The organism is Corallococcus sp. AB011P (genome assembly GCF_003611605.1).
In the GTDB taxonomy this organism is placed as follows: domain Bacteria; phylum Myxococcota; class Myxococcia; order Myxococcales; family Myxococcaceae; genus Corallococcus; species Corallococcus coralloides.
Map to the genome: position 1 here is coordinate 1 of NZ_RAVX01000040.1, position 25859 is coordinate 25859.

The 25859-nt window shown below is 64.7% G+C and carries 17 protein-coding genes; 1 reads left to right on the forward strand and 16 read right to left on the reverse strand.

Annotation, left to right across the window (positions count from 1 at the left end; all coding sequences use genetic code 11):
- Nucleotides 1-757 precede the first annotated feature (757 nt).
- The 16 genes from D7X30_RS40645 to D7X30_RS40715 form a co-directional block, all read right to left on the reverse strand.
- A complete protein-coding gene (locus tag D7X30_RS40645) occupies nt 758-2338 on the reverse strand; it encodes a serine/threonine-protein kinase (RefSeq protein ID WP_120568353.1) in 1581 nt (526 codons plus the stop codon).
- Between the two features lie 2 nt (nt 2339-2340).
- Nucleotides 2341-2955 (reverse strand): hypothetical protein, encoded by a 615-nt coding sequence (locus D7X30_RS40650; RefSeq protein WP_120568354.1) that lies wholly within the window; start codon nt 2953-2955, stop codon nt 2341-2343.
- Nucleotides 2952-4646, reverse strand: coding sequence for an ATP-binding protein (locus tag D7X30_RS40655; RefSeq protein ID WP_120568355.1), 1695 nt, complete (start codon nt 4644-4646; stop codon nt 2952-2954). The genes D7X30_RS40650 and D7X30_RS40655 overlap by 4 nt, the downstream gene beginning before the upstream one ends.
- Nucleotides 4647-4648: 2 nt before the next feature.
- On the reverse strand, nt 4649-5788 hold the full coding sequence (locus tag D7X30_RS40660) for a hypothetical protein (RefSeq protein WP_147443437.1): 1140 nt from the start codon (nt 5786-5788) through the stop codon (nt 4649-4651).
- Nucleotides 5785-6705 carry a hypothetical protein gene (locus D7X30_RS40665; protein ID WP_120568357.1) on the reverse strand — a complete coding sequence of 307 codons (921 nt, stop codon included), beginning with the start codon at nt 6703-6705 and terminating at the stop codon, nt 5785-5787. Before D7X30_RS40665 ends, D7X30_RS40660 begins: the two co-directional genes overlap by 4 nt.
- Nucleotides 6702-10778: a hypothetical protein gene (locus D7X30_RS40670; RefSeq protein ID WP_120568358.1), complete on the reverse strand. Its 4077-nt coding sequence runs from the start codon at nt 10776-10778 to the stop codon at nt 6702-6704. Before D7X30_RS40670 ends, D7X30_RS40665 begins: the two co-directional genes overlap by 4 nt.
- Nucleotides 10775-11959 (reverse strand): hypothetical protein, encoded by a 1185-nt coding sequence (locus D7X30_RS42145; protein WP_158619476.1) that lies wholly within the window; start codon nt 11957-11959, stop codon nt 10775-10777. Before D7X30_RS42145 ends, D7X30_RS40670 begins: the two co-directional genes overlap by 4 nt.
- On the reverse strand, nt 11956-14235 hold the full coding sequence (locus D7X30_RS40680; protein ID WP_120568360.1) for an EVE domain-containing protein: 2280 nt from the start codon (nt 14233-14235) through the stop codon (nt 11956-11958). Before D7X30_RS40680 ends, D7X30_RS42145 begins: the two co-directional genes overlap by 4 nt.
- Nucleotides 14232-15458, reverse strand: a complete 1227-nt coding sequence (locus D7X30_RS40685; protein ID WP_120568361.1) for a hypothetical protein — start codon at nt 15456-15458, stop codon at nt 14232-14234. Before D7X30_RS40685 ends, D7X30_RS40680 begins: the two co-directional genes overlap by 4 nt.
- The gene (locus D7X30_RS41820) at nt 15455-16924 is read right to left on the reverse strand and encodes a hypothetical protein (protein WP_147443439.1); all 1470 of its coding nucleotides are present in this window, start codon (nt 16922-16924) and stop codon (nt 15455-15457) included. The genes D7X30_RS40685 and D7X30_RS41820 overlap by 4 nt, the downstream gene beginning before the upstream one ends.
- Nucleotides 16921-18924: a class I SAM-dependent DNA methyltransferase gene (locus D7X30_RS40690; protein ID WP_120568362.1), complete on the reverse strand. Its 2004-nt coding sequence runs from the start codon at nt 18922-18924 to the stop codon at nt 16921-16923. The genes D7X30_RS41820 and D7X30_RS40690 overlap by 4 nt, the downstream gene beginning before the upstream one ends.
- Nucleotides 18925-18938: 14 nt before the next feature.
- The gene (locus D7X30_RS40695) at nt 18939-19316 is read right to left on the reverse strand and encodes a hypothetical protein (RefSeq protein WP_120568363.1); all 378 of its coding nucleotides are present in this window, start codon (nt 19314-19316) and stop codon (nt 18939-18941) included.
- Nucleotides 19313-20056, reverse strand: coding sequence for a hypothetical protein (locus D7X30_RS40700; RefSeq protein ID WP_120568364.1), 744 nt, complete (start codon nt 20054-20056; stop codon nt 19313-19315). The genes D7X30_RS40695 and D7X30_RS40700 overlap by 4 nt, the downstream gene beginning before the upstream one ends.
- Nucleotides 20053-21402, reverse strand: a complete 1350-nt coding sequence (locus tag D7X30_RS40705) for a hypothetical protein (RefSeq protein ID WP_120568365.1) — start codon at nt 21400-21402, stop codon at nt 20053-20055. The genes D7X30_RS40700 and D7X30_RS40705 overlap by 4 nt, the downstream gene beginning before the upstream one ends.
- On the reverse strand, nt 21393-22664 hold the full coding sequence (locus D7X30_RS40710) for an N-6 DNA methylase (protein WP_120568366.1): 1272 nt from the start codon (nt 22662-22664) through the stop codon (nt 21393-21395). Before D7X30_RS40710 ends, D7X30_RS40705 begins: the two co-directional genes overlap by 10 nt.
- Before the next feature lie 531 nt (nt 22665-23195).
- Nucleotides 23196-23648 (reverse strand): zinc ribbon domain-containing protein, encoded by a 453-nt coding sequence (locus D7X30_RS40715; protein WP_158619477.1) that lies wholly within the window; start codon nt 23646-23648, stop codon nt 23196-23198.
- Nucleotides 23649-23834: 186 nt separating this feature from the next.
- On the opposite strand from D7X30_RS40715, the gene D7X30_RS40720 reads away from it, so the two are divergent.
- On the forward strand, nt 23835-25742 hold the full coding sequence (locus tag D7X30_RS40720; RefSeq protein ID WP_233592108.1) for an ATP-binding protein: 1908 nt from the start codon (nt 23835-23837) through the stop codon (nt 25740-25742).
- Nucleotides 25743-25859 lie beyond the last annotated feature (117 nt).

Below are 25859 nucleotides of genomic sequence, written 5' to 3' on the forward strand. Positions count from 1 at the left end.
GCCGGACGGCGAAGTCTCCCTCTGGGCCGAGGCTCGCGGCCCGTCGCGCTGAGACGACTCACCCAGCAATCATTCGCAGAACCTCTGCGTCAACCTCGCTCTCGACGGGCTCGGGCGAGGACTTACCGCCTTCGCACCCGCCACACCCTTCTGGGCACGCTTCAGCGTTTCCTCCAGCGCTTCGACAGCGTCCTCGAATCCTTCCGGCACTTCGATGGTGACTTTCGGCATCGGCGGGATGTCCTCCGGTGGCACAACCCACGAGCAAGCACGATGCTGCCGAGCACCAGGCACTCAGCAGTTCCCCAGCTTGTCAGCTCACTCCGTGCTCAGGACCAGATCCACACCCAGAGGCGGTCGCCCCGAGCAAGCCTCGGGGATGGGCGCTTCTCACGGAAGACTGCGAGTTGCTGGCGAAGAGCCAGGTTCTCCAGTGCTAGCTCCGAACGGCTCCGCAAGGCCGAGCGCAACGTTTGAGCAAGCGCCTTTACGATGGCCCGCATCCGGCCATTCTTGCCGGCCGTAGCCAGCACGCCAGAATTCTGCCGCACCCCGTGACGGACCGCGTGGCCTCACAGAGGCACCTGCACATATTCACCCACTTTCACCCCGTCATGCCCAAGCATTCTTCGGGCGCCCATCCTCAGGACTGTGCACGCAATGACGCGTTCGCTGACGCGCGCTTCTCGTCGGACCCGAATATTAGGTAGCCACACCGGGCCGCCGCCCGTGGCCAGCGCTGCCGTGCCGGGGCCCATCAGACCGCTGGCCCAGTGATCTCGCGGACTCGGTCGGCGTAGTTGCCCTGCTTGTCGGCATCGAGGACCCGCTGGAAGAACTCCCGCGCCCGTCGCCGGTCGCCGATCATGAAGTAGTACTTGCCGAGTTCGAAGAGGCTGAAGAGGTCGTAGGCGTCGAGCGCCAAGGCCTGGTTGTAGAAGCTCAGTGCCAGCCGGTCGTTGCCGTTCAGGGCGTACGCCCATCCGAGCTTTGAGTACACGACCACGGCATCGGGGCGCTCAGCCCGTACGCTCTCGAGGAGCTGAATGGCCCTCTTGTAGTTGCCATCGAGCCCCACCGTGACAGCAAGGCGAAACCGCGTGTACGGACGGTCGACGTGCTCAAGCAGGCGCTCGTAGATGGCGACGGCTTCTACGTATCGCTGAAGGCCGACGTACAGCTGCCCGAGGCGCTCAAGCACCTCTCTACGCTGGTGTGCCTCGACGGGGTAACCACGGTCGAACGTCGCGAGCAGCTGTTCGTACGCCTCGGCGGCCTTGCGCTGGTAGCCCAGGCGCAGGCAGATGCCGCCGAGCATGCGCAGGTACTGCGGGTGCCCGTCGCTCCGATCGACGGCCGCCTCGGCTGCCTCCAACGCTCCCTGGGCGTCATCTGCGGCAAGACGCTCCTTCGCGAGCTCGAGGTAGTAGAGCGGGCTCGACGTGGGGGGACGGAAGCCGAGTTGGCTGGGCTCCGAACGTGATGGCATCGCTGCGGTCGCGCTGGCCGTGCGCAGCGAGCCCAGGCAGGCGTTAACAGCAACCCTCATCGAAGCGCAGTTGGGAAACCGGCTCTCGGGACGTCGCGCCATCGCGCGAAGAATGATCCCCTCGAGGTCGGGGGGAATGTCTCGGTTGACCTCTCGCGGCTTCGCGAGCTGCACTCCCGTCAGAAGTTGGTGCGGACTCGAGTACGGCAGGCGCCCCGTTGCCATCTCGTAGAGCAGCACGCCGATCGAGTAGATGTCGCTGACGTCCTTCGCGCGCTTGCCCTCGAGCGCAACCTCGGGCGCCATGTACGCTTCAGTCCCGTGGCGCTTGGTCCACACCCAGACGTCCTCCAGCCTTCGACTGGACCCGAAGTCGGTGAGCTTCGCTGCCCCCGTCACCTTGTCGACGAGGATGTTCTGCGGCTTGAGATCGTTGTGCGAAATGTCCGCGGCGTGGACCGCAGCGAGCCCATCCAAGATCTGCAGCGTCCAATCGAGCATCCTCTCGAAGGTGAGCGGCGCCTGGGTACTGACGTTGTCGAGAACTTTGGCCAGGTCGTACCCATCGACGAACTCCATCTCGATGACGAAAAGCTCGCTGATGTTGTGGAAGCCGTGCACCTGCACGATGTTGGGATGGTGGAGGTCCTTGATGATGTCCGACTCCTTCCGCAGGACCTCCTCGCCCTTTTCCTGGTCCTTAGGGATCTTGAGCGCTACCGTGACGCCGTCCTTCAGGCGGCGCGCCTGCCACACCTCGCCGAAGCTCCCTTTGCCCAACTCAGCTAGCAAGCGGAAACGATCGCCGAGCTCCTCGCCGGGTCTGCCGCGGAACACGATCAGGGCCATGCCTATACCCTCCCCAGCGCGAGCCGCTCGTTGCGCTCGTCTCGCAGGAACTCGCCGAACACGAGACGGTCTGTCCCAACAACCTCGCGCATCACACACTTGACGAGCATCAGCGGCGTACCGGCTGGCGGGACGACTCTCCCGTTGCGACGAAATCCATCGCGATAGGAGGCGATGATGGCGTCCATGCTTCGCGGCGCCGAGCCGCTGCGCACCCAGTAGACCAAGACGCAGAGGCCGAGTTCCTCGGTGTTGTTCGAAGTGATGGCGAGGTTCTCGATCTTGCCGCGCAGCTTTCCCTCATCTCCCCTCTCGAAGCGCTCGAACTCAAACGCGAGCCTGGGTCGCAGAGGAGTCTTGTCGAACCACACCGAGTCGGCGCGAACGTCTCCGACTCCGTCTTCGCGCGCCCACCAGATCGGGCACTCCGCAACGGTCGCGTAGTGCATCGACTGACCGACGCCTGCTAGCACAGTGAGGAAGTGCGAGTGAATCGTCAGTCCAAGATCCGGAATCCCCCCCGACAGGAGCATCGGGAAATGCTCCGCCATCACGCTGCGGTCAATGAGCGCGGCGAAGACCTCATCAGCGAGCGAGTGTCGGGCTCCCGGCATCATCCCTGTGACTTTCCCCAGCGTTCGCAGACACGCGGCGACTCGCCGCCGTGGATCAATGCCTTCGTGCCGACCTTGACTACGAGCGGTGCAATGATCGCCCGCCCGCAGATGAGTGCCTCGCCCGTGGACAGCGTAGGCAGCTCTGCTAGGTCCGCGGCCGAGAAGTAGTCAGAGGTCTTCTGGATGAATCGTTGGTCATCCGGGTTCTTGATCCGCATGGCCACGATCGTGTTGCACTGGCTCGTGACGTCGGAGTCGAGCTTGCTCGGACGCTGACTCACGATCGCGAAGCCCACGCCGAACTTTCGTCCCTCGGCCGCAATCCGCTTGATGATGTTCTTGGAGATCGCAGGTTCGCCGGCTGGGGCGAAGTTGTGTCCCTCTTCGTAGACGATGAATACGGGCCTGGTCGGACGCTGCTTGTCGCCGGCGGCCTTCATGAGCTCGCTCGAGATGAGCGCCACGATCACTTGGCGGGCCGTGTTCGAAAGACCCTGCAAGTCGACGATGCAAAGGCGACCGGTGGTGGTGCTGTCATCGCCCACCATCTCGTAGACATCGAACGGCTCGCCAGCGGCGCGGGAGTAGAAGCTCTGGGCCTCGTTGATCATCCGCCGCAGGCGCATCGCGGCGATGTTCGCGCTTCCTCCCTTCAGCGCGTTGGCCTCTCCCGGGCTACCCGATTCACCAACCCACTCCTTCAGGCGATCGAGATCCTCGAGGATGGCGAAGAGCTCCTGGATGTCTCGGGGCTCGTCGACGTTCTCTTTCCAGTACCGGAGCGCCACATCCAGCACGCGCTGCTGGGGCTCGGTCAGACCGGGAAGAACCCCCGAGAACTCGTCGACGTCGAAGTGGTCCAGTTGGAGCGCGAGTCGCTTGTTCTTCCCGGCATACTTCTCGTCGAACGTGCGGAGCTGAGGTGTGTAGACCTTGATGCCGCCGCCGCGCTCCTGAAGCTTCTGGAGGGTGCCCTGGATCTCGTCGAGCTTCTGCCGGTCCCGCGGGTCCTCGACCTTGTCGAGTCGCTCGTTGAAATTGAGCTTCCCTCCACGAAATGCTTTTCCGTACTCACCGTGCGGGTCGAAGACGACGACGGAGGCATTGAGCTGCGAAATCAGGCGCTCGATGATCCGTCCGACGGTGTAGCTCTTTCCGGAGCCGGTCATCGCAAGCACAGCGAGATGCTCAGTGACCAGCGTATTCGCCTCGAGAAAGACCGGAACGATGTTCTCCCCCTTCTCGTAGCCGACGAGGTTTCCGAGATGGATGCTCGTATCCTCTGAGAACTCGTAGAAGCTGGTGAGGAACGCGTAGTCGACGCCGTAGACCTTCGTGCCCGGCGTCAACGGGCGTCGAGGAATACGAATTTCCCCCGTGAACGGGTCCTTGTAGCCAACCAGCTCAAGCGTCGCGTAGACGGTCTCGCCCGAGAGCCGAGACTGGGGGAGGAGCTCGACCTCGCTGATGCCCTCCCCCAGAGCGGGGCTGAACAAGATGTTGGACCGTGAGAGCCCCACGATCCTGCCGAGCACGTCGAGCGAGGAGTCGGACTCGCGCTCCTGGTGCGCGACGCGGACGAACTCGCCACGTCGCGCAGAGAAGCTGGTGCGCAGGGCGACGGTGAGCTTGTCCGGCTGACCTGTGTTTCCTACGAGCTTGCCAATGTAGTTGTCGTCGTCTCGGAACATGCTCACTCCTCATCCATGGTGTCGACACCCTCGAGCCAGGCCCGGTCCACTGCGCGGTCTTTGAGCATGCCCAGGGTCGAACGAAGGTAGTTAGAAAGAACCTCACGCGGCATCTTCACGAGCTGTTCGGCGTACCAAAGCGGCAATGGCGTCATGTGAGGGTTGTCGTTCAGCGTCAGGTACGCGGTGATGCTGGCCAGCTTGTCGAGCGACGCGGAGTCCCACTGTCCCGCAGCGCCGACTGTTTCGACCTTCCAGATCGGCGTGCGGATGCCGACCTGGATGTGAAAGCCGATCAGGCCGTGGTTCGCGACTGTCTTCGGCTCGAACCGCTTCATCTGCCGCCCGAGGGCCTCGTAGTAGTAGGCCGCAGTGCGGTGCCCGGCGCGCAGAGCTCCGCGCAGGAAGCGAAGGACGCCAACCTGCCTGAGCTGCAACCACTCGTTCTGCACGAGGTCGACGGCCTCAGTGCTGATCGCCTCGGGCGACCCGTCGGCTCCCTTCTCACGGAGCGCATTCAGCACCGCCGCGTTCAGGTCTCGTCGCGACTGGAGCGAAACGAGAAACGGTCCCTTCGGATCGTTGGGAAAGAGCGCGGGGAGGAACCTCTGCCAGAACCCCTCCATCACCTCCAGGAGTTCGTTCCATTCCGCTTCGACCTCAGGCTCTCCAAGGCTCACGCTCTGCTCTGCACGGGGGACTAGCAACGGGATGTCGACAAAGATCACGTCTGGACGGGCATCCGACTCCATAAGGTCCGTCAGAAGCCGATAGACGAGGATGTACTCCTTCCACGCGAGACGCTCCGATGCGTCGAGGAAGTTCATGTCGTTGATGTCGACACGGCTGTCCTGGAAGCCCTCGGTGACCTGGTTGCCCGAGACGATGACATCATGACGAAGCGCCGCGGCGCCGTAGAGGACGCCTCCCAAGGCGGGCATGCTGCGGCTCTTCGAGGAGATTCCCACCGCATGAACGCGCTCGAAGCGCTGGGCATCGACGGCGCGAATGATCCCACCCCGGACGAACTGCGGAGCCTTCGCGTCGATGTACCTCATCTTGTTCGCGATCTTCCCCACAGTGCCGGGAAGCCGGAGGCTCATCGCTGCTGCCAGTGCTCGGGATAGTTCGATGCTCTTCATGCGTGCCTCTCCTCGATGGCGAGCATTGCCTGCAGCTCCCGCAGGTACGCGTGAAGCCCGAGTCGTTCCAAGTACTCGCGGAGGCCGTTCGGCGTGGGCGTCCAGTCACCCGGTGTTCCCTGGAGGAGGCCCTGTGCAGCGAGCGCAGCAAGCGCGTCGTTCACGAGCGTGACGCTGAGGTCCGTGCCCAAGAACTCGCTCGCGCGACGGACCAGAACCTCGCCAGACTGCGCGCCGCCGGCGGCCACGAGCAGCGCGACCGGTACGACAGCGTCGGCGCTCACCCCGCGCCCCGGCGCGGACAGTGCGGCGTCACGAGGAGGCGTTGGCTTAGTTTGCGCCTCCGGTACCCATGACAGCAGATGGGCAAGGGTGGCTTGACGCTGGCCCTCGTCCGTCAGCGCGGTATAGGTGAGGAGCTGAAGGGCTGAGAAGAACACGGGCCCGGAAGTGTTCGTCGCGTGGAAGCGGATCAGGACCGGCTTCCCCTGTTCGTCAACGGCCACCACGCCCGATCCCAAGGCGGTTTCGAAGTAGTGGTCCGAGCGGACCTTCGCTGCATTGCCAAGTACTGCGCCAAGTACTGCCGCAGCGGACTGGTCGACGATGCGCGCCGATTCCGACGATGTCCGACGCTGAGCCCTCACCTCGACCGGGGTCTCGAAGTAGCGGCCGATCTCCAGGTCGTTGAATGGAGGCACGAGGAGGATGGCAGCCTGCGCGCGTGCGGCGGCCACCGCGAAGCGACGAAGTTCGGTGAGCTGGGACGCCGCAAGCAGTCGTCCAACAACGACGATCGGCGGGCCCGCCGGCGAGGCGAGCAGGTCCTCCATCGAGACCGCGACAACTTCCGCCGTCTGCGAGAGGACCCCGACTTCGAAGAGGTCCGCCTGCTCCTGAAGAACGCGCGCCTTCATCGAAGCTCCAGCTTCGACCGGAGCAGCTTCATGAGCTTGAGCTCCTTGATCGCATCGGCGTGGTCGGGGTGCTTGTCCTCGTCGTAGGTGTTCGCCTCGAGCTCGCCCGAGATGTCGACCCACAGCCCGAAGTGGACCTGCTTGCCGGCGTTCTCGAAGCACGCGGCGCCATCCTGGGCGACCTGACCGTTGAAGGCCTCATAGCGGCTCTTCGTTGCCCCGTACGTGTCAGCAGGGGTCGGCTCAACCTTGGCGGGCTTGCCCTGCACTTTCAGAACGCGGTTCAACGCTCGGAGTTCACGCTGCTGGATGACGTTCCTCAGGTCGCGCTTGAGATCCTCGAACTTCTCGCTGACCTGCGACGGAAGTCCCTGGACGACTTGAGCTGTCGCGACGACCTCAGTCTCGAGGACCTTCAGCAACTCGGCCTCTGCGACCTGGTCGCTTTGCGCCTGGACCTGCTGCTTGAGTCCGCCCTCGACTAGGCTCTTGTACTTCTGGACCTCGAGCTTCAGCGGGTTCAACCCAGCCTGGACCTGACTGGGCGCGTCGGCAGCGAAGGCCGCAAGTCCGCTCCATGCGGACGCGGCCTGCTTGTAGTCCTTCACCGCGTTCTCCCACTGCTCGTGCAGCTTCTTGAACCTGGCGAAGAAGCTTCCGGGACGCTCCTTGCTGATGAGGTCCTTCAGCGCATCCATGCGCTTCCACGCGGATTCGTACTGCGAGTTGACCAGATACTGGTCGATCAGGAGCACGTAGTTCGCGACGGGAATCGTCGCCATGCGTGTCTGAGAGCCTGCTGGAGCGGGGCCCTTTACTGCGTTCTCGAGCTCCGACCTGATGGCCTTTAGCGGAAGCGTGACGGGGACGATCGGGAAGGGCTGCCCCTCGGCGACATCCAGCTTGCCGGCCTCAGCGAGAAGCTGGTCGATCTCGTGGATCATCTCGTCGCGGGTGCCGACGAACGTCTTCTTCAGCCACGCGAGGAACGCGACGCGTTCCCAGAGCGAGAGGCTTGCGTACCGGGTTTCGTACGAGAGGATCCGGGCCGCCGAGCAGTCGAAGCCCAGATTGCTTTCACCGATATCAAGAGGACAGACGTCGACAATGAGCTTCTCGATATCGAGAATCTGGCCGACCGTCAGGCGAAGGACGTCGTCCGTGAGGCTCTCGATGTCCGCGGTGAGGTGATCGAACCCAACCTGCTGGATGCTCTTCTCAGCGGAGCTGAGTTGTTGTTTCGCGGCCGGGTATTTGTTGTTCAGCAGGATGCCCGCTTGGGTCGGGAACAGATCCGTAAGCTTCTTGATGGAGTCCTTGCACTCCCCCTCCAACCACGTCGATGCGGACTGCCGCCGCGCCTCAAGCAGCGTTCGGTCGACGGCCTTGTAGAGGTCCCCCTTCTTCCGGACCAGGCCGATGCCGATGAGCACCTCGAGGATCTGCTCGAGTTGCTGGCTTGCCTTCATCTCGCTATCAGGGACGGCGAAGAAGAAGCTGTTCGTCAGCTTCGTCACCGCCGACTGCGTTCGCAGCTCCTGCAGCAACGCGAAGAAGCACCGCGGCACCCTCGGGCGAGTCGTCCCATCGGTCGTGAGCAGGCCGAGGAGGTCGCCATACTTCCATGCCGCGGGCGTGTCGATGTTCTTCTTCGCGGCCTGTCTGCAGTTCTCGAACTCCACGTTGTTGAGCGGGCCACCCGAATTCTCGTCGGCCGCATCGAGAGAGCAGTCCTTCGCGAGCATGTAGCGATAGCCCTTCGCGAAGTCTGCGATCGAGCCCATCTTGCGGGTCCAGATGGGAGCGACGAGGTAGCCACCCTTGCGCAGCAGGTTGGCCCACTCGCGAGTCTTCGACTGCCACTCATCGCGGTAGGAGCCTTCGAGCCCCTTCGCCACCTTGCTCAGTCTCGCCTCGAGCGCGTTGTACGCGCCCCCTCGCCCCGAGTACTTGAGGAGGAACTCTTCCTCTTGAGACACGAGCCGGCGCGTGATGACGCATCGCCGCAGGCCGGGAAGTGCATCGAGCTGCTGCTCGAACGAGACGACGTCCGCGGTCGCCGGGAAGAGAACGAGGATCGGGTGCACCCTCTCGAGCCCGATGTACGCGCGGAGCCTGTCGAGGGTCTCCTGTACGTCGAGACAATACAGAACCGTGCAGCGCCCATCGGGCGTTACCCGAAGACCGTCGAGAGACGGCGACACGAAGGCCGACGTGAACGCCTTGTGCGGAACGTCCTTGAGACCGGACACCTGCTTCGCTGCCGCGTCATCCAGCCGCTCATCGAGCAGCTTCGCGAGCCCGAGACAGACCGCGGCGCCTCGCTTCGCCTTGGTCTGGCTGACATCCCGCATGTACTGGTCGAGCGCCGCCTCGTACTTGCCGTCTTTGAAGAAGCGGACGCTTTCCGCCGCCGACACCAGGAGCTTGTTGAACTCGCGCCACAGGCGGAACGACATTCCGACGAAGCGAGTCCCATCGACGCGGTACTCGGCCTTGGAGAAGATCCGATGGAGCGACTCCGCCGCGAACTCGATTCCCTCGCGAGGATACAGAGCAGCGAGTTGCTCCCCCCATTGCTCGAGGTCGCCGTACACCACGAAGTCGCCGGCCGTCCCTGGTGCCCCCCCGACAGCAACCGAGAAGGCGCGCAGCGCCTCGAGCAGCCCGACGACAGAAACCTCGCAGTTCGGGGTGAAGTAGGTGTCCGCCCGGCCCTCCTTGGCCTTGAAGCCGAACTCGGGTCGCGTCAGCTCGTTGGCGAGGGCACGCTCATCGATGTGAACCTGGAACAGCTCAGCGAACGCACGCCCACGCCCGGCCATCTCGTGCGCGAGAAGGGCGTTGGCCATGTTTTCCGTGAGAGCCGAAGTGGCCGCCCCACCGACCGGAGCCGGCAGCTGGCCGTAGACGAGACGTTCGACCTCCGTCTTTGGGACGCCCGTGACGTTGCCGAGGAGTGGAAGCACCGCTCCGTCACTGAAGATGTGCGTCGCCCGCGCGTCCGTCTTGGCGAAGTCCTTGAGCAGCTGCCATGCGTGAACGTTGTCTCTACGCTCAAGATGGCGCGCGTGCGTCTCGTGGACCGATGCCATGATGACGTTGAGCCAGCCGAAGTTGCGATTCGCAGAGAGGAATGCGCCCTCGAGAGTCCCCGCGGGGTAGTTCACGCCGTTCGGATCCGCGAGGCTCCCCTTGATGTGGTCGACGTAGCTCTGCACGTCGGTCAGCTGATTCGGCTCGATGCTCACCGAACTGGCGCGCCGAAGGTTCGGGCCGATGTGAATCTGGTCCCTCATGCCCATGCTGCAGAGTAAGAGGAAGTTCACGTCGGGGTGCTGGCTCCTCCAGTTCTCGTGCTTGATGACCTCCGAGACCATCAGGAGGTACTCGTCATCCACCTTGGTCAGCGCGTCCTCGCGGAGGCCGCGCTTGAGGTCGCCGGGCGTCTCGACTTCGTCGACGATGATCCAGAGGTGGTTGAGGCTGGCATCACGAAGGATCTTCTTCGCTGCGGTCAGACGCTCGGGGAACGGACGCGCCTCGTCGTGCACAACCGAAAGCGCCTTGAGATTGACGCCCTTCGCAGTCATCGCGGCCTTCAAGTCCTCGTAGAGGTCGCGCGGACCTCCGGCGGTCGGATCAGCGAAAAGCGTGTGCCGGAGCGCTTCGACCGACAGCCGAGCCACCCAGGTGGCAGCGTCGAGGTCGTCGTCGCAGACCGTGCTGTACCGAATGTAGAGCGGCAGCACTCCGTCCTGGAGGGCTGGCTCGAGCACGCGCGGCTTCCTGTCCGCCTGGTGGAACGGCGGAATCACGTACTCGTTCTTGTTGAGCAGCCACTGGTCGACCCGCCCGGTTGCCTCCGCGATCAGTTCGTACCCCAACCGCGTCTTCCCGAGGCCCCAGTCGCCGAACGCCACGAAGAAGCCTGTGATGTCGTTCGTCGATCCGTCCCAGAAGGAACGGCGGAACTGGTGGAGGGCGTTGAACACTTGGTTCTGGCCCACCATGGAGAAGGACGGCGGGTAGAGAGCGACGCCCTTGGCGGCCCACGGCTTGGAAATGGTCATCGTTCTTCTCCCTGTTTCTCGCTGGAAGTTACCACCGCGGAGGTCTGGGCCGCGGACCGAGGTTGCTGGTTGGCTGACGTGAGCGGCGTGAAGTCGATGCGAATGCGTCGGCTTCCGGGCTCGCCGAAGAGTCCGCGCCCCATTCGAGGCTGCCCCGGATGGCGGTCCAGCACCCGGAGATGGTCGTGGTACATCGCGGTGCGCGCGAAGCTGTCGAGCACAGCTGCTCGGTCTTGCGCGGGAACGTGCAGCAGTTCGCCAAAGCGATCGGCAAGCTGACTCACGATGAGGAAGCCGTCGGCGCCGGCGCAGTCGCGCACCGCACGCGTGAAGGCCTCGTCGTCCGTTAGCGCGGCTGGCGACGGCACATCCTCGAAGCCGAGCGGCGCGAGGTCGTCGATGCCAAGCGCCTCCGCGAGGCCTGCTCCGTCAAGCTCCCACGACGTCGGTCCGCCATCGAAGGCGCCGATATGAAAGAAGACCGCGAGAGCCTTCTTCAGCGCAGTCGGAAGGTCGTTCGTAGAAGGAGTACCGCCCTGGACGCCCTCCCATGCGACGGGACTGGCTGCCCCGAGCGCCGTCAGGTCTGCCCGCCATGCTGGGCCGAGTGCGAGTTCCGCGTTGTCTCCGAGCAGTGCGTTGAACCCGTCACAGTTTCGCTGCGCGATCGCAAGCGTCTCTCCCGTTGGCGACGTGAGGGAGAGCGCGCCGCTCGGGATGCCCCCCTCCGCATCCACGCCGAGTCGCCAACCTCGCAGCCCGAGCCCGATGACGAGCCGCGTCCTGGGCTCTCGCCGGAGCAGCTGGTGCGCGAGCCGACGCGCCCAGTCCTTGTCCGTGCCGGCATCCCGGTAGGCGGCGCCTAGCTCGAGGCACTCGCTCGTCGCTCGAACGCCCTTCGGAAGCTGCTCGAAGAGGTTGATACCGTTGATGCGGTAGCGCGCGCCGCTGCGCTCGATGCCGTAGCTGTTGATGACGCCGTCAGTACCCTTGCCGCGCGGCGCGCCGCCCTTGAACTCCATCGTCGCCGCGATGTCGAAGACCTCGCGCTCGAGCTCGGTGCGGGAGTAGACGCGACCCGCCTGCGCCCGTGACGCGGCCTCCGGATACTCTTGAATGCGCCCCGGCTCGCTCCAGAGGAACAGTTTCGGGAGCGCGATGCGCACGGACGCCGTCGTCATTCCTTCCCTCCGTGGATGGTTGAGAGGAACTGAGCCAGGCGGACGCGGTACGGCTTCTCGCCGCGGTTCTGCGGGTGTCCGGGATGGGCCTTGATGAGCGATTGGTAGGACTCGTTGAGTCTGAGGGTGGCGCCGTGACGCTCGAGCACTACGAGCTGCTCCAAGTTCCTGACGGCGGCGCCTACCGCGGACTCCCAGGAACTGTCGCGCGTGGTCGCCCCGACCGGCCAGTAGCCAACCTGTTCGAGGAGCACGCGCAGGTGTTGCCAGAGAGGGCCGCGCGAGATCGCGTCAAGCTCAAGGGAGACGTCGGTGCCTTCGGTCGTGAGGAGCGCCGCCGGTTCGCCGGACAGCCCCGCGAAAAGGCGGTGCACCTCGAACTGCACGATCGCCGTAGCCAGTGGATGGCGAAGGAGTCGATCCGCCGCCTCGTCGCGCCCGAGCGTGAGCCCAGGCTCCCACTCGTCGCTCGCGAGCAGCGGCTGTCCGCTGATGACATGGCTACGGGTCGTGACCTCGGAGCGGTCCATCTCGCCAACCAGCACATGGCCGTCATCGCCGAGCGGCACTTCGGCCGCGCTCAGCAACAGGGGGCGCCTCCAGCTTCGGCGCAGCTGGCGACTCAAGGGGCCCTCGGCCGTCTTGTCCGCGGCGTCAGCACTCCACGACTGCTGCTCGGAGAGGAAGTCCGGCTCGCGGATCAGATCACCGATCACCTTGGAGGACAGCTGCGCGAAGAGATCAATGCGCTCCGATGCCGCCACGTCTCGTGCCTCCAGCAGCGGCACGCTTAGGTACGCATGCGTCTTGATGTCACCCGCGTTCGGCTGGGTCAGGTGCCAGGAGCCGAAGCGCGACCAGACGTGTTCCTCGAGCTCGGGAATGGCATCGCTCGCGTGACGCCGCAGGTGCTCGCCCATGAAGCGTGCGGCGAGCCTCGTCGTGAAGAACGCCGGGGTGGCATCCCCCTCCACGAGCTGGAAGAAGAGCGGCGTGGCGACGTAGGCGCCAGGGCGCCGGACCAGCAGGGCGTCGAGCCAATCCGACAGGGCGGCATCACCGAGCCCGAGGTCCTCGAGGTCGCGGTCCGTCAGCTCTCCGTACGTGGCAAGGTGATAAAGGAGACGGCGGTTGCGGTCGACCGGCGACTGCTTGCGGGCCGCCTTGCCCGCCGCTACCTTCGGCGACTTGCCGTTGCCGGGCAGCTCGTGGATCGGAGCCGGGTCCTCTCCCGGTCGGAAGAGCCGGAGCCGAAACCAGTCCTCTGCAACACGGAAGAGCAAGTCATGGTCCGCCGTGGCGCCGTAGTGAACTCGGCTCCGGAAGTTCGTCGTGTACTTCTCGATGTGGCACTGAACCGTGATCGGCTTGAACAGCGGGTACGACTCGAAGAGCCACTGCGTGATCTCGTCGCGCGAATGCTCCTCCCCATCCGCAAACGCTTCCGCAACGAAGCGTTCGAGAAGCTCGCCGCAGCTCTCTTCGTAGAGCTTCCCGGCGCGGGGCGCGCGCTTCTTCGCCCAGGCGAGCACCTTAGTGGAGGGCTCGACGTTCTCGTCGCTCGGCAAAAGGGCGCGCAGGTGAGACCACTCTTCGTCCGAGACGGCGAAGTTGGTGCCGTTCGGCTGGCGCAGAATCATCAAGCCCTCAAGCCCCGTCTGCGCCGCGATGGTGCTCCTCAGAAGCGCGTTACCAAGGAACCGCCTATCGATCGCGAGGACAACCCGAGGTCGGGCGGTGTTCCCGTCAGAGCCGTCGGCCCAGAATGCCGCGTCCTCCCCGCCTGACGTCCGCTCCGCGACTCCTTCGACGACGCGCGCCTGCGCGTAGATCCCGGCGTACTCACCGGACATCCAGAGCAGGACGATGTCGCCAACGGCGATCCGGTCCTTGTACCGGTTGGCGAGGAACTGCATTCGGTCGACGCGCTGCAGCACCTCGAGGATCCGGTAGAACTTCGGGTTGGCCTGAACGATCCAGACTCTTGCACTGGCGGGCGGGGTCTCATGGGCGAGCACGGGCCCGTCCTCCGGCGCAGCGGTCGTGGCATCACTCGTTGCGAGCTCGAACAGGCCGGCCTCGCCACGGACGAAACGCTCGTCCTCGGACATGTCGCGGTGGAGCGAGTACCACGGCGTCTTCCGGCTCTTGCTCTCTGCGAATTCATCCGGATGGAGCTTGGCAAGCGCGGGCCAGATTTCGTCGCGGTAGTGATGCGGGCGGCGAGGCTGGGCGCTCATCCACTCGAACGCGAGATCGACCTTGCGGGGCTTCATGGCTGGCCCCCGTTCGCCACACGGGCGCCGAGCTCAGCGACGATGCGCGTCTGAACCTGCTTGCCCGGCCGAAACACCGTCCGCAGGCGTGAGGCCATCAACGACGCCTGGTACTGCTCGTCCAGCACCAACAGCTCATCCTGCCGGCGCAGAATCCCAACCTCGATCAGGTTGCGGAGCAGGTTCGTCATGAGCTCGTCGGACACCTTGCCATCGCGGAGACCAAACGGAGCAAAGCCCTGCGCTCGCACCAGGTCTCCAAGGAGGTCCGCGAGGCGCCCCGTGTCACGAGAGCCAACGAGGACAGAGGCGTCGTGCAGTGCACCCGACGCCGGGACGAAGAGCTCTATGGTTGGAATGCTTGCGGCAGGCGAGCGCCACGCGCAGATCGCGAGATGGACCACGACGGCGTAGAACGGATGCTCGACGATCGCGTCCCGAATCAGGTCCGGGAGCACCTCGGTCAGCGGACGGTCTTCGTCGAACAACCGGCGGCCGTGCTCATCGATGAGCGCGATCCCGCTGAAGATGCCACGGCGCCTGGTGTTCCAGGGAGCGGGTAGCGACGCCGACCCGAGATCGAAGCCATCCTCGCGGCTGAGCGGGAGTGGCCGCAGCACCGCAGCCGGATCGTCGACACGCTGGGCTGGCTGAGAGCTCGGCGCGAAGCGGCGCAGCACGAAGTCGAAGAGCGTCTTAGGGCGACCTGACTGGCCAAGGAGGAACTGGTCCCAGGAAGCGAACGATCCGTCTCGCCCAGGCAGGCTCGCCATCCTCGCATCGAGGTCCGGGGGAGACGAGTCGACGAGGCGACCCTGACTCTCGAGACCATCGAGCAAGCGATTCACCTCAGTCAGGAGGGGAGCGAGGTCGCCCTTGGTCCACTCCTCCAACTCCGAGGTCATCGACGCGCGCGCTGCGTCGATTAGGCCCTCCGCGAGAATCCCGACGAGGTAGGCGCGGTAGGCGGGCACCGCGAAGCACGCCCGCCGGGCGACCTTTATGCTGTCGCGGTCCAGAAGGAACACGAAGCCAGCGGCGAAGTGCCAGGCGACAGCGTCAGCGCCGTCGTCATGCACTTCCTCGAGAACCCCCGCTTCGACGAGGGCAGTCGCCCACCCTTCTGCGCGCAGGTCGCGCAACTCGTCCTTCGACACCTCGCCCCACGTGGCGAGGTGATCGAAGAATGCCGTCGCGCCGGCTGGGCGCAGGGCGACGTTCACTCGATCTCCTCCGCAAGCTCCGAGACATTCCTGGAAGAAGGTGCCTTGACGCGCCCGGAGATGATCGCTCCAGTCTCCAGCCTCCCCTCTAGTAGTGCTTCGACGTCAGCCTTCGCTTCATCGACGAGCGTTCGTGCCCGCTCTGCCAAGCTACAGGCGTTCGAATAAAGCCGGTCCAAACGCCTCGCGTCACGAGGCGGCAGCACCGGGAACCGAAACCGCATGAAGTCCTTCGGATAGAGTTCCTTTTGCCGAATGCCCTTGGAGTAACGAGTCGTCTGCCACTGTCCCAACGGGGAATTCAGGATGCCCGCAGCCAGGTGCCGATACGGGAAGTTCGATCGGACTTGGACACGCGCCACGTGACTGTTGATCGCGGCAGGAAGGTGGGACTGCTCCACGACAACGGTTTCGCCCAGCGGGGGCCCAGTGACCGTGCAAAGAAGGTCACCAGCCTCAACTCGAGCTCTGGGATTCTTCTTGACCCATGCTTCCGAAACGAATCCTGTGGCGCCTGAGCGATCCAGGAGGAAGGGGTCCACATGAGTGACCGTGAGGGCTGGAATCGTGCCTTCAGAATCGTATTCCGGCTGAACGCCCTTAACCGGCGACGAGACTAGGTCCCCAAGGGGCCAGCACTCGTGCTCGTCCAGCCAGCTTTCCAACTCAAGGTGCCAGGGCTCGTAGAACTGCGCATCCAAGCGGTCATCGATTCGCAGGGTTGATACGATGTGCGCGCGAACGGAGCTACCGTCCTGCCTGTGCGTTGGAGCAGCATCCCACTTCCAAAGTGAAGCCAACTCCGCAGCAGCTCTTCGACGGAGTGCCGTTGAAGCGGCACCGCACTCGCGCGCGAGTCGAATCCGGGCAGCGATGTACTCCTGGATGCGGGTGTCAGCTCTTGGAACCTCAAATCTACGCACCTTGGAGGGAGAAAGTTCCAAGAGCCGGGTGCTTCCCGTGGTCCCCCACTCAGACCAAGCTTTGCCGTATGCGCTATTTAGGAACGCGACCAGAAACTCGGGGAGCAGCGAGTCCGTCGACGTCCGGATGATGGTGACATGGTTGTCGACGGTGCAGCGAACACCTTTCGGAAAGGAACGATGATCGAACAAGTCAGCACGGCCGATGGTGCCAATTCCTGACGACGTGAGTACAACGTCGCCATCCTGCAAGAGTTTGGGCGGAGTACAATCCGAAAGAAAGATTTCGGGCTCAGCGAACCCGTAGCCCGTTACCTCCTTGGCCTTGTAGACGGCGACAGCCTGCTCGCTTGGCTTGCCTCCTCCAACACCCCTTGAGAGTTGCGAGCATACCCCGGGATCGCCGAGTCGAATCGTACCGCCACCAAAGCTAGTGCAGCGGTCAATGCGCGCCAGAACCCACGGCTTGTAGGGGCGCGTGTCGATGCGGTCATCGACACGCGTCGGCCCAACCCAGACCGATGCCGGCAGTCGCCCCCTCATCGGACATCCTTCGGACCAGCCGCGTACTGCGACGCGATTTCTACGAGGTCATTTCCCATCGGATCGGGGAGCTCGTTCTTGCCGCGCTTGAGGTATCCGACGTGTTCAGCAGCGGCGAAGAAGATCGCCTGCTGTTTCTCGGCGGCATGCCGCTTCTTTTGCAGGTAGATGAAGCTCGTCTTCGCGTCCGTGCCAGCAAGTGAAAACGCACGCTCGGGCAAGCCAACGACGGCTCGAACGATCGCCTTGCCGCCTAGGAACTCTCCCGTCTCGTCATCCTTTGCCCCCATGATGTACTCGCGGACGTAGGCGTCTCCGGAGTTGCAGAGCAGTCCGTCGGGCACAACGATGAGAAGACGCCCACCCGGCTTGAGAAGCTGCAGATTGCGGTCGATGAAGAGCGCAGCAGGGTCGGTCTTCTCGAGGGCCTTTCGCTTGCTGCGGTCTCCGGCCGTCCAGGACCAGCCGAGCTCCAATCCCGCGGCTCCATCTCGCATACGGGCCAGCCCTCGAGGATCCTCGTAGCTGCCCGCACCGAACGGCGGGTTGGTCAGAATGAGGTCGAACTTTCCGATCAGTCGATCGAGATGGGGGTCCGTGAGCGAATCGTCGACCTTCAGGAGCTGCCCATGATCCTCTCCGTAGAGGAGCATGTTGATGCGAGCCTTCTGGATCGAACCCGCCGCCTGATCCGCGCCAAACAGACTGTAGCGCTTCATCTGCGAAAGCCACCGAAGCTTGTCGTCGTCGGAGTGCCCAACGTGCTTGTCATCGAGGATCCGTCGCTTCACCTCGCGAAGCGCACCGACAGGGAACCGCCCGGTGCCACAGCAGATGTCGCCACACAGAAACGCGGGGAGCGCCGCCTCCGCATCCGACTGGGGCTTCCAGCGCTCACGCTGTCCATCATCTCCACGGCGCGCCCATAGATCCGCGTCGGGAATGTCGTGGAACGCCATGCGCGCCATGCACTCGACGACCTGACTCGGCGTGAGGTACGTCGCGAGCCCTTCGTCGCTGGCGTACTTGCCCCGAAGGAACACGTCGAACGCCCAACCGAGAAGGTCCTCGTGGATGAGGTGGGCGCGCATCTCACGCGCCTTCGCCCCGTTCCCGAGCAGCTCTCGGTCCGGGATGGAGAGGCGAATCGGCTTCCCCTCGCGATCGCGCAGCTCAAGGGCTTCGATCGCGAGGGCGAGGACATCGGGGTTCTCGAGGCGAAGCGGCTCGTCATAGGAGAAGATCGTGTGCTCCTCCCCGGTGATGTCGGTCGCCTTGTACTGCGGCAGGTTGTTGATCTCCCGGAAGGCATCCTTGAGCTGGATGACGGCGTCCTTCTTGTGGGCACGCACGTGCTCGGCGGAGTAGACGTCCGCGAACTTCTTGCCCTTGCCGACGCCCGTCTTGAGGACGTACGTGGGCGCCTTCTCGAGGTGAACCTTCAAGAACAGCAGCTTGCCGAGCTCGTCGATCGCCGCGTTGGTGGGCTTGACGCCCCCGCGCGAGTAGATAGCCCCGTGAAGCTCGTCGAACTTGCGCTGGATCGTTCGGAAGTCCCCGCGGTGGTACTCAGCCGACACCTCCTGCACGAGCCGAGTGCGACTGTCCGAGATGGGGCGGGCCACGGACTTCCACTCGTCACGCGCCGGAAGCGCGGACACCTGCGCGTCCTTCTCAACATCGAAGATGAAGTCATTCTCGCCGTCCCAGACCCAAACGAAGCGGAACGGCTTGCCCTTGGCAGCACCAAGGCCGGCCTTGAACTTCGCGTCGTCCTGCACGGGTGGCCGAGAGGCATCGCCCGGCTCGCCACTCGCGAAGAGGATGACGGGCTCCTTGTCATCGAGAGCAACGAGTTCCGCCGTGGCCGCCATCGAGCCATCGCCCAGTGGATCGAAGAGCGCGAAGTCCGCCTGCACCTGCTTGTAGCCAAGCTGCGAGAGCTTCTCCCGCGCGGCTTCGCGCAGTGCGTCTGTCAGGTTCTTCTTCTTCGTCGCCATTTGAAGTCCTCTCGCTACCGTCGTCGGTTGAAGATGTTGGGGCCCACGACGACGAACTGTGCCGTCAGCAGCTCGTGTGCGCGGTACTCCGGGATGCCTGTATCGCCCGCGACGGCGCGGACTGCACTGGCGAGTGGCGCGCCCTGGCGCCCCTCGATGAACTTCTCGAACGCCTTGCGAGCGCGACGCTCGTCGGTGAGAGCCGTCCCTCGTGCAGCCCACATTTCCGAGCCCGTCTTCTCGAGGGTCGGGTCGAGCCGCATGAGCAGGAGCGCCCTCTGTGCACCACCATGTGAGGCGAGTTCTGGAATTACCTCGGCCACTCGCTCCGGGGTTGCCGGTCCACGGACGATGAGGAGTTCTCGAATCTGCTCGGTGAGGCTCGCGCTCATGCGTCCTCCTCGAGGGGCAAGTGCAGCTGTGAATCGTCTGACGCCGCGGCACGTTCACGTTTGCTGCGGCGAAAGCCTGGGAGAGGAACGAGCTGGTGGACGGGCCACACCATCGCGACGCCGTCCAACGTCGCAATCTCTCGCGGCTCGACCCAGGCGGTATGGCCGACGAGCTTGAACTTTGGAGGGCTGGCGGCCTGCTCGATGATGCTGCCGAAGAGCCTGCAGAAGTCGCGCGCGCGCCGCGCCAGCGTGCCCTTGGTGTAGCGGAAGCTCCAACGACGCAGGACGTCGGCAACGACCTCGGGCGTCGGCACGTCGCCGGCGGTCACGCACATCACTTCCTCGAAGAGCGCGCGACCGCGAACGCCCTCCAACACGACGCGCGGGTCGAAGCGGGAGTCGACGTAGCGTCGCCCGAGACTGGTCGGTCGAACCTCGTCCTCGTCCAGGAGCCGGGCCCAGCGAGCCGCCTCGACGTAGTAGTAGACGTTGCGGAGGCTCTTGAAGCCGACCTTCTTCTGCAGCCAGGTCAGGTCGCTCTCGCCCAGCACGATCATCTGGACCAGGCGGTGCAACAGCGGGAGCTGCGTGGCCTGCGCAACGACTCGATCTAGTGATGACATCTTGCCCCCCGGCACGACGGCGAGCCGAGGCGCCGCCCCGAGTGCTCGTTGGAGCACGTCACGCCGCGCAAGATGGGTCAGCCCGTCCGGAGCCTTGATGCTCACTGCCGTCACTGGGTCCCCTCCCGCACGTAGTCATCAGCAGCCCCGATGAGCGCCGCGCGCGCCAGAAGCGCCTCGCGGCGCCTCTGCATCGCACGCGTGAGCCTAGTCTCGAAATCCTCCCGCCAGATCTTTCCGAGGACAGGTACGAGGAGCTCGTCGAGGTCGCGCTTGTTGATGAAGCGCTGAACGGAGCCGGAGGAGAGCAGTCGCAGTTGCGCGCGGACCAGCGGGTGCCGAAGCGTCGCGGCGAACACGCGCGGCGTCTCCGAGAAGCGGAGCACGGTGAAGGTCGCGCTCGCGAGAAGCGGGTGATCGCCGGCAGCCACTTCGTCGTCGAGGAACGCGACCTGGTCACCGTCGCCCGTCGTACACAGCAGGACGTCACCAATCTGAAGACGCTGACGCATCCGAGACGAGAGCACGGAGAGGGCGCGAAGCTCCGCTCCCTCCACGAGAAAGGTCGCCTCGTTCACCTCGTCCGCCTGGATGGCAACCACACTCTCGTCCTCGTTCAGCCCACGCAGGCTGGGCGATACCGGACTCGCCAGCTCGCGAAGGGGGCGCATGTTCGTCGAGGTGGACAAGGCTCCGCGCAGCGCTCGACCTCGAGCGAACGACACGTCCCAGCGGCTCCCAAGTGCAGCGCGCCGCACCTCTTGCGTGCGTGCCGACGACGTCGCGGAAGGACCGCGATGGTCGATCTCGGTGTAGAGCGCCGTCACGACGGCGTTGATCTCCGCATGAGCCTGGGACGTCAGCCCCAGCGCTCGCTGGTACTGGTTCCGCACGGACTCCTGCAGGCTACGCGGAGGCAGTGGGATCGGCAGGCGCTCGATATCCGCGAGGCGAAGCCTGGGTAGCGCAGAGGACCGCCCCTGGTAGGCGAGGTCACGCAGGAGGCCGTTGAGCGTCGGCGTGCAGAGCACGGCAGCGAGATACTCCGGCACCACCGCGGGACGAGGACGGATGACGGTCAGTTCCGACGAGACGGCGAGTTCGCGTGGAACACCGTCGGGTACGGCTGCCGCACGGAAGGGCTGAGCGGCGCGCGTGAACAGCACGTCCCCAGCCGCGACGTTCATCCACTTCGCCGCCGTTCCATCGACCTGGACGGCCGAACCGATGTCGAGCTCGCACGGTCGAACGCTGTTCAGGCGGAGCATCGGAATGCCCTCGCTGACAGTCGGAAGTCGAGCGCCCTCGTGAACAGACTCAACGATGTCGCCCAGCTGTACCCGTCGGCTACCGTCCGAGTTCTCCGCCGTGCGCACGTACTCACGCCCGACGTAGAAGCCCGGATCGAAGCGCACCTGCCGCGTGCCGAGATCGTTTCTGGAGAGGGTCACTACGCGCACGCCGACACCTCCCTGTTGAGGAAGTCGTCGAGCGTCGCCTTGGCCGCAATGAGCCCGTCGCCGTCGTCAGCGTCGACCATCAAGATCGGGTAGTCAGCTTCTGGCGCCCCCTTCTTCAGCAGGACCACCGAGCACTTGACCCCCGTCCCCTGGAAGCACGAGCCAGCCCTGAGGCTCACAACCGCGAGAAGGCGTGCTCGCGCGAGGAGCCACTCGCGGAACTGAGCGTGCCCTGCGCTCGAAAGCAGCCCCTCCGGGAGGACGGCAACGAGCACACCGCCTGGAGCCGTGGCCGCGAGCCCGTGCTCGACGTAGAGCAACTCCGCTGAGACTCGCGAGAGCAGCTTCCCGCCGCGCTTAGCGAGATCGAAGCTTTCGAACTGGGCTCCGCGGAACTCGATCCCAAGAGGCGGAACAACGATCACGCCCGAGTAGTCGGTCCGCGTGGACGAGTGGAGGAAGTCGCCGAGTTCGAGCTCTACGTTCGGGAGGAGCCGCTGGAGCACCGGTCCCAGTGCGTCGAGCGCGGTGGGCAGTGCCGCCGATCCGCTCGAGCGGAAGAGCACCGACAGCTCGGCTCCGGCGCCCCCCGACACGACGAGGCGCCGCGCACCGAGCTGCTGAAACTCGAGCATCTCAGCCAACCCCTCCGCCAGCCCCGAGACCTCGCCCTTGTGGTGAAGGAGCGAAGCGAGCGCCCCCAACAACCAGACGAGTTCGGCGCGAGAGCCAGGGCGAAGCTCGAAGCCTGCAAGAAGGGCCGCCGCCGTTCGAAGGGGCTCGGCGTCGTCCTCGGGCGCACCGCCGATGCGGTCGAGCTGAGGGGCGCTGTTGCTCTGGACGAGGGCAGGCGTGAAGACACCGCCGTCGTCAAAGTACGCAAGGAGCTGTGCGGCTCCGAGCCTCGCGGCGTCACCACGACCAGCAGCCGACCGAATGAGCTGCGCCCACGCCGCCAGCACATCGCGCGAGGGGAATCGCGATGGCGTGTTCACGGGCAGGGCGCGGACCGGCACGAGGCCTTCCCCCGCACGAGCGTACATGGACGGGGAGTTCCCATTGTCGACGACAACGAACGCGTACCCCTCGGCGGCCAGCAACTCGAGATACCGATCGGAGACGCCACCTCGCTTCGGACGAAGCAGCACACCCCGTCGCTCCTCAAGGACGAACTCGCCAGCAAGGGCGAGGCGACCGATCGACCGCTGAGCGGCGTCGGTGACCTTGAGTCCCAGGCTGTTGAGGTAGCCGACGCCGTCCAAGATTCACTCCGTCACGCGCTCACGCGCTCAATCACCGAACCGAGAATACGCAGGCACCAGCTAGCGCGTCAAGATCGTCACGTGCTCACGCGCCCAATACTCCCAGAACCGCCCACGCCGTCCGCTGCTCGGTCCACGTCCCCGCGTGGTGCGCCTACCCAACACTCGGTGGTTGTGTCATGCGCGCGTCAAGGCCGCGTGAAGGCGCGCGTCTGCGTCGTGGAGGGCGCGGCCCGCGAGACGGGGCGGGCCGGTCCGGAGCGGGACCTGTGCCCCAAGCCCGTCACGGTGTCGACAGCCACCAGACTGTGTGCCCCTTCCCCACCCGCCCGGCATCATGGTGGTGATTCGGGAAGCGGCGCTCTGGCGCTCAAGCAGGCACGAAGTTCGCGGCGAGCCAATCGGGCCCTGAATGTCCACGCTTCGCGCAACCCCAAGAAAACACTCGTGATATCTGTCGCTCTCTCTGGAGAGAGAGCAGAGAACGAGTTCGTAGAGGGCACCGTTCGGGGAGCAAAAAAAGGCCCTGCCCTAACCCGGCAGGGCCTTTTTGCTTTCAGGCCCATCGCACTGCCGTCGTGCTTGAGCCCTGAATCCCAAAGGATTCCGGCTCGCGGTGCTGAGTCGAACGCTCTCGGCCCTCTCCCGCGCGGGGCAGCCAGTCAGTCGATCCGCGTCCAGGCCGCGTAGGATGAAGTTACGCCACGCGTTCACGACCTCGGCGGTTAGCGGCCAGTTGTGCCGACGAGCGAGTTGCGCTGCGCGCTCGGGCGTGCACACGACATCAGCAATCTTCTCAAGCACGGCACCATCGAGTTCCTCTGTGCGCATGCGGAAGCCAGGGCACACCTTCTTGCCCGCGCGCAGCGTCGTGCGGCAGTTGTAGTAGCAGTCCCCATACATGACGCCCTCGCGCGACTTGCCCGAGGTCTCGAGTTGGTAGCTCGCGCCGCAGAGGCCGCAGCGCGCAAGCCCGGTCAGCACGCGTGGCTTGGCCGCCGCTCGTCTACGCAACTCGGTTGGACGTCGCTGCTCACAGAACGAAAAATCGTCTAAGCAGAGCGTGGCTCATCTGGTCGAGAGGAGCGTGTCGTGTAAGGATCCGACATGCCGCCCGGTCGCCCAGCTCGCTTGTCTCGCCGCCTTCTCCGAGTTCTGCATATCGACGACTTGCGGCGAATCGTCGATCACTATGGTCTCCCGCGCGCTCGGACGCACGAGCAGATGGTCGTAGCGGCGATGACGCGTGTGGGACCCGATCTCACGAACTTGGTCAGCCACACGGGGCCGTTGACGTTGGCAGACTGGAACCTGGTCGCGACGAACCTCGGAGGTCAGGCGCGGCGCTCTTTCGAAGACCTGCAAGCCGAGTTGGCGTTTCGTCTCGATCCCGTCGCACAGGAGTTCGATCTCGACCAGACGGTGTCCGAGGTGCGCGAGGATGCCCGCGCTGTTCGTCGTTTGGCGACCCTGCTCAGGACTGATCCGAACTCGCTCCAAGCGCAGTTGCAGGCGACGCACGGGCGCACCTTGCTCGGAAACTACGTGAGCCAGCTCCGCTCCGAGAGCGCAACGGCGCTGGCTGAGGAGGATGATGACGAGGAGGTTGGTGTAGACGTGGCGGAGAAGTCGCCCGGTCGTGCCGAGCGCGCAGCACGCGACGACGCCTCGACCGCGATGAGCCTCGGCGAACTGCTGCGACCGGCGCTGGCGGTCGTCGACGCCGGCTCAGGTTGGCCAACCAAGGGAACGCTCACCGTCGACAGTCAGACCTTCGACGTAGCCATCTATGCGCGCCGCATCGGCGGGAGTGCTCGGGGTCGCCACCTCGAACGCCGTTTTCAGAACCCGGCCCAGGGTACACCGATCATCGACGACCCGAGCCGCCACGAGTTGCTGCTTGGCATCTGGCAGGAGCAGGGCCCCGGACGGGCCGTCATCGTCGCCTTCGATCCCTACCGCCGCATGGGTCGGACGACCCGGTTCTCGATGTTCATGCCTCTGTCGCTGCTCGAAGAGGCCGCCGACACCGGGTTCGCCACGCACGAGAATACGTCGGGCGAGACGTTGTACGCGTTCCGGCCGGAGAACATCGACCGCTATGTGCAGGCGATGATCTCGGAAGGCATCTGGACGACGACCCAGGCGAAGGCCGTCGAACACCAGGCCACGCCAACCACGACGACCGCCGCCACACGGTCGGTAGCCCATTCGAGTCAGCTCAACATCCGCCCACAGGTGGGGATGTACGCCGCGTTCGCGCGTCTCAACTACAAGCCTTGGTTCGCTCTTGCCGAGTTCATCGACAACTCGATCCAGAGCTTCCTCTCGAACCAACAGCGCCTTGCCGACGCCGGCCACGCAGGCCCGCTCGTGATTGACGTGAACATCGACGACAACGAGATCGCGATCACCGACCGCGCAGGTGGCATCGCCTGGGTGGACTTCCCGCGGGCCTTCTCACCGGCAACGCCGCCTGCCGATGCCACCGGCCTCAGCGAGTTCGGCCTCGGAATGAAGGCGGCAGCCTGCTGGTTTGCGAAGAAGTGGACCGTTCGCACCTCCGCGCTCGGTGAGTCGGTTCAGCGCACCGTGATCTTCAACATCCCGGCGATCATGCGCTCTGGGGCTGAGGTGCTCCCGATCGAGACGACTACGGCGAGAGAGAGCGACCACTTCACCGTCGTCACGCTCACTGACCTCAGGGTGCGCCCAAAGGGCCGCACCCTGGCGAAGATCAAAGATCACCTGCAGAGCATCTACCGCGTCCTCATGAACGAGGGCATCGTCAAACTCCGTGTCACGACTGCGGGCAGCGTTGAAGAACTCTCCTACGACCCACCGAAACTGCTCGACGCCCCGTATTACAAGACTCGCAACGCGAGTTCGCGGCTCTGGCGCCAGACGTTCGACGTGGACTTCGGCGACCGTAAAGTCACGGGCTGGGCCGGCATCCTCGAGAAGGGTAGCCACGTCCACGCCGGCTTCAGCGTCTTCCGCCGACGTCGGCTCATCGAGGGCAGCGTTGGAGAAGCCTACAAGCCGTCCGCTCTTTTCGGCACGCCTAATACTACTTGATCAGATGCGTGACGGCCCTCGAGGAGGAGCGCGAGCGCCGAGTCTGCGGAGGCACATTGGACAATGGCCGAGGCGGCGCAGCAGTAGATGCTGAAGCCGTCGGCGCACCTGGGGCAG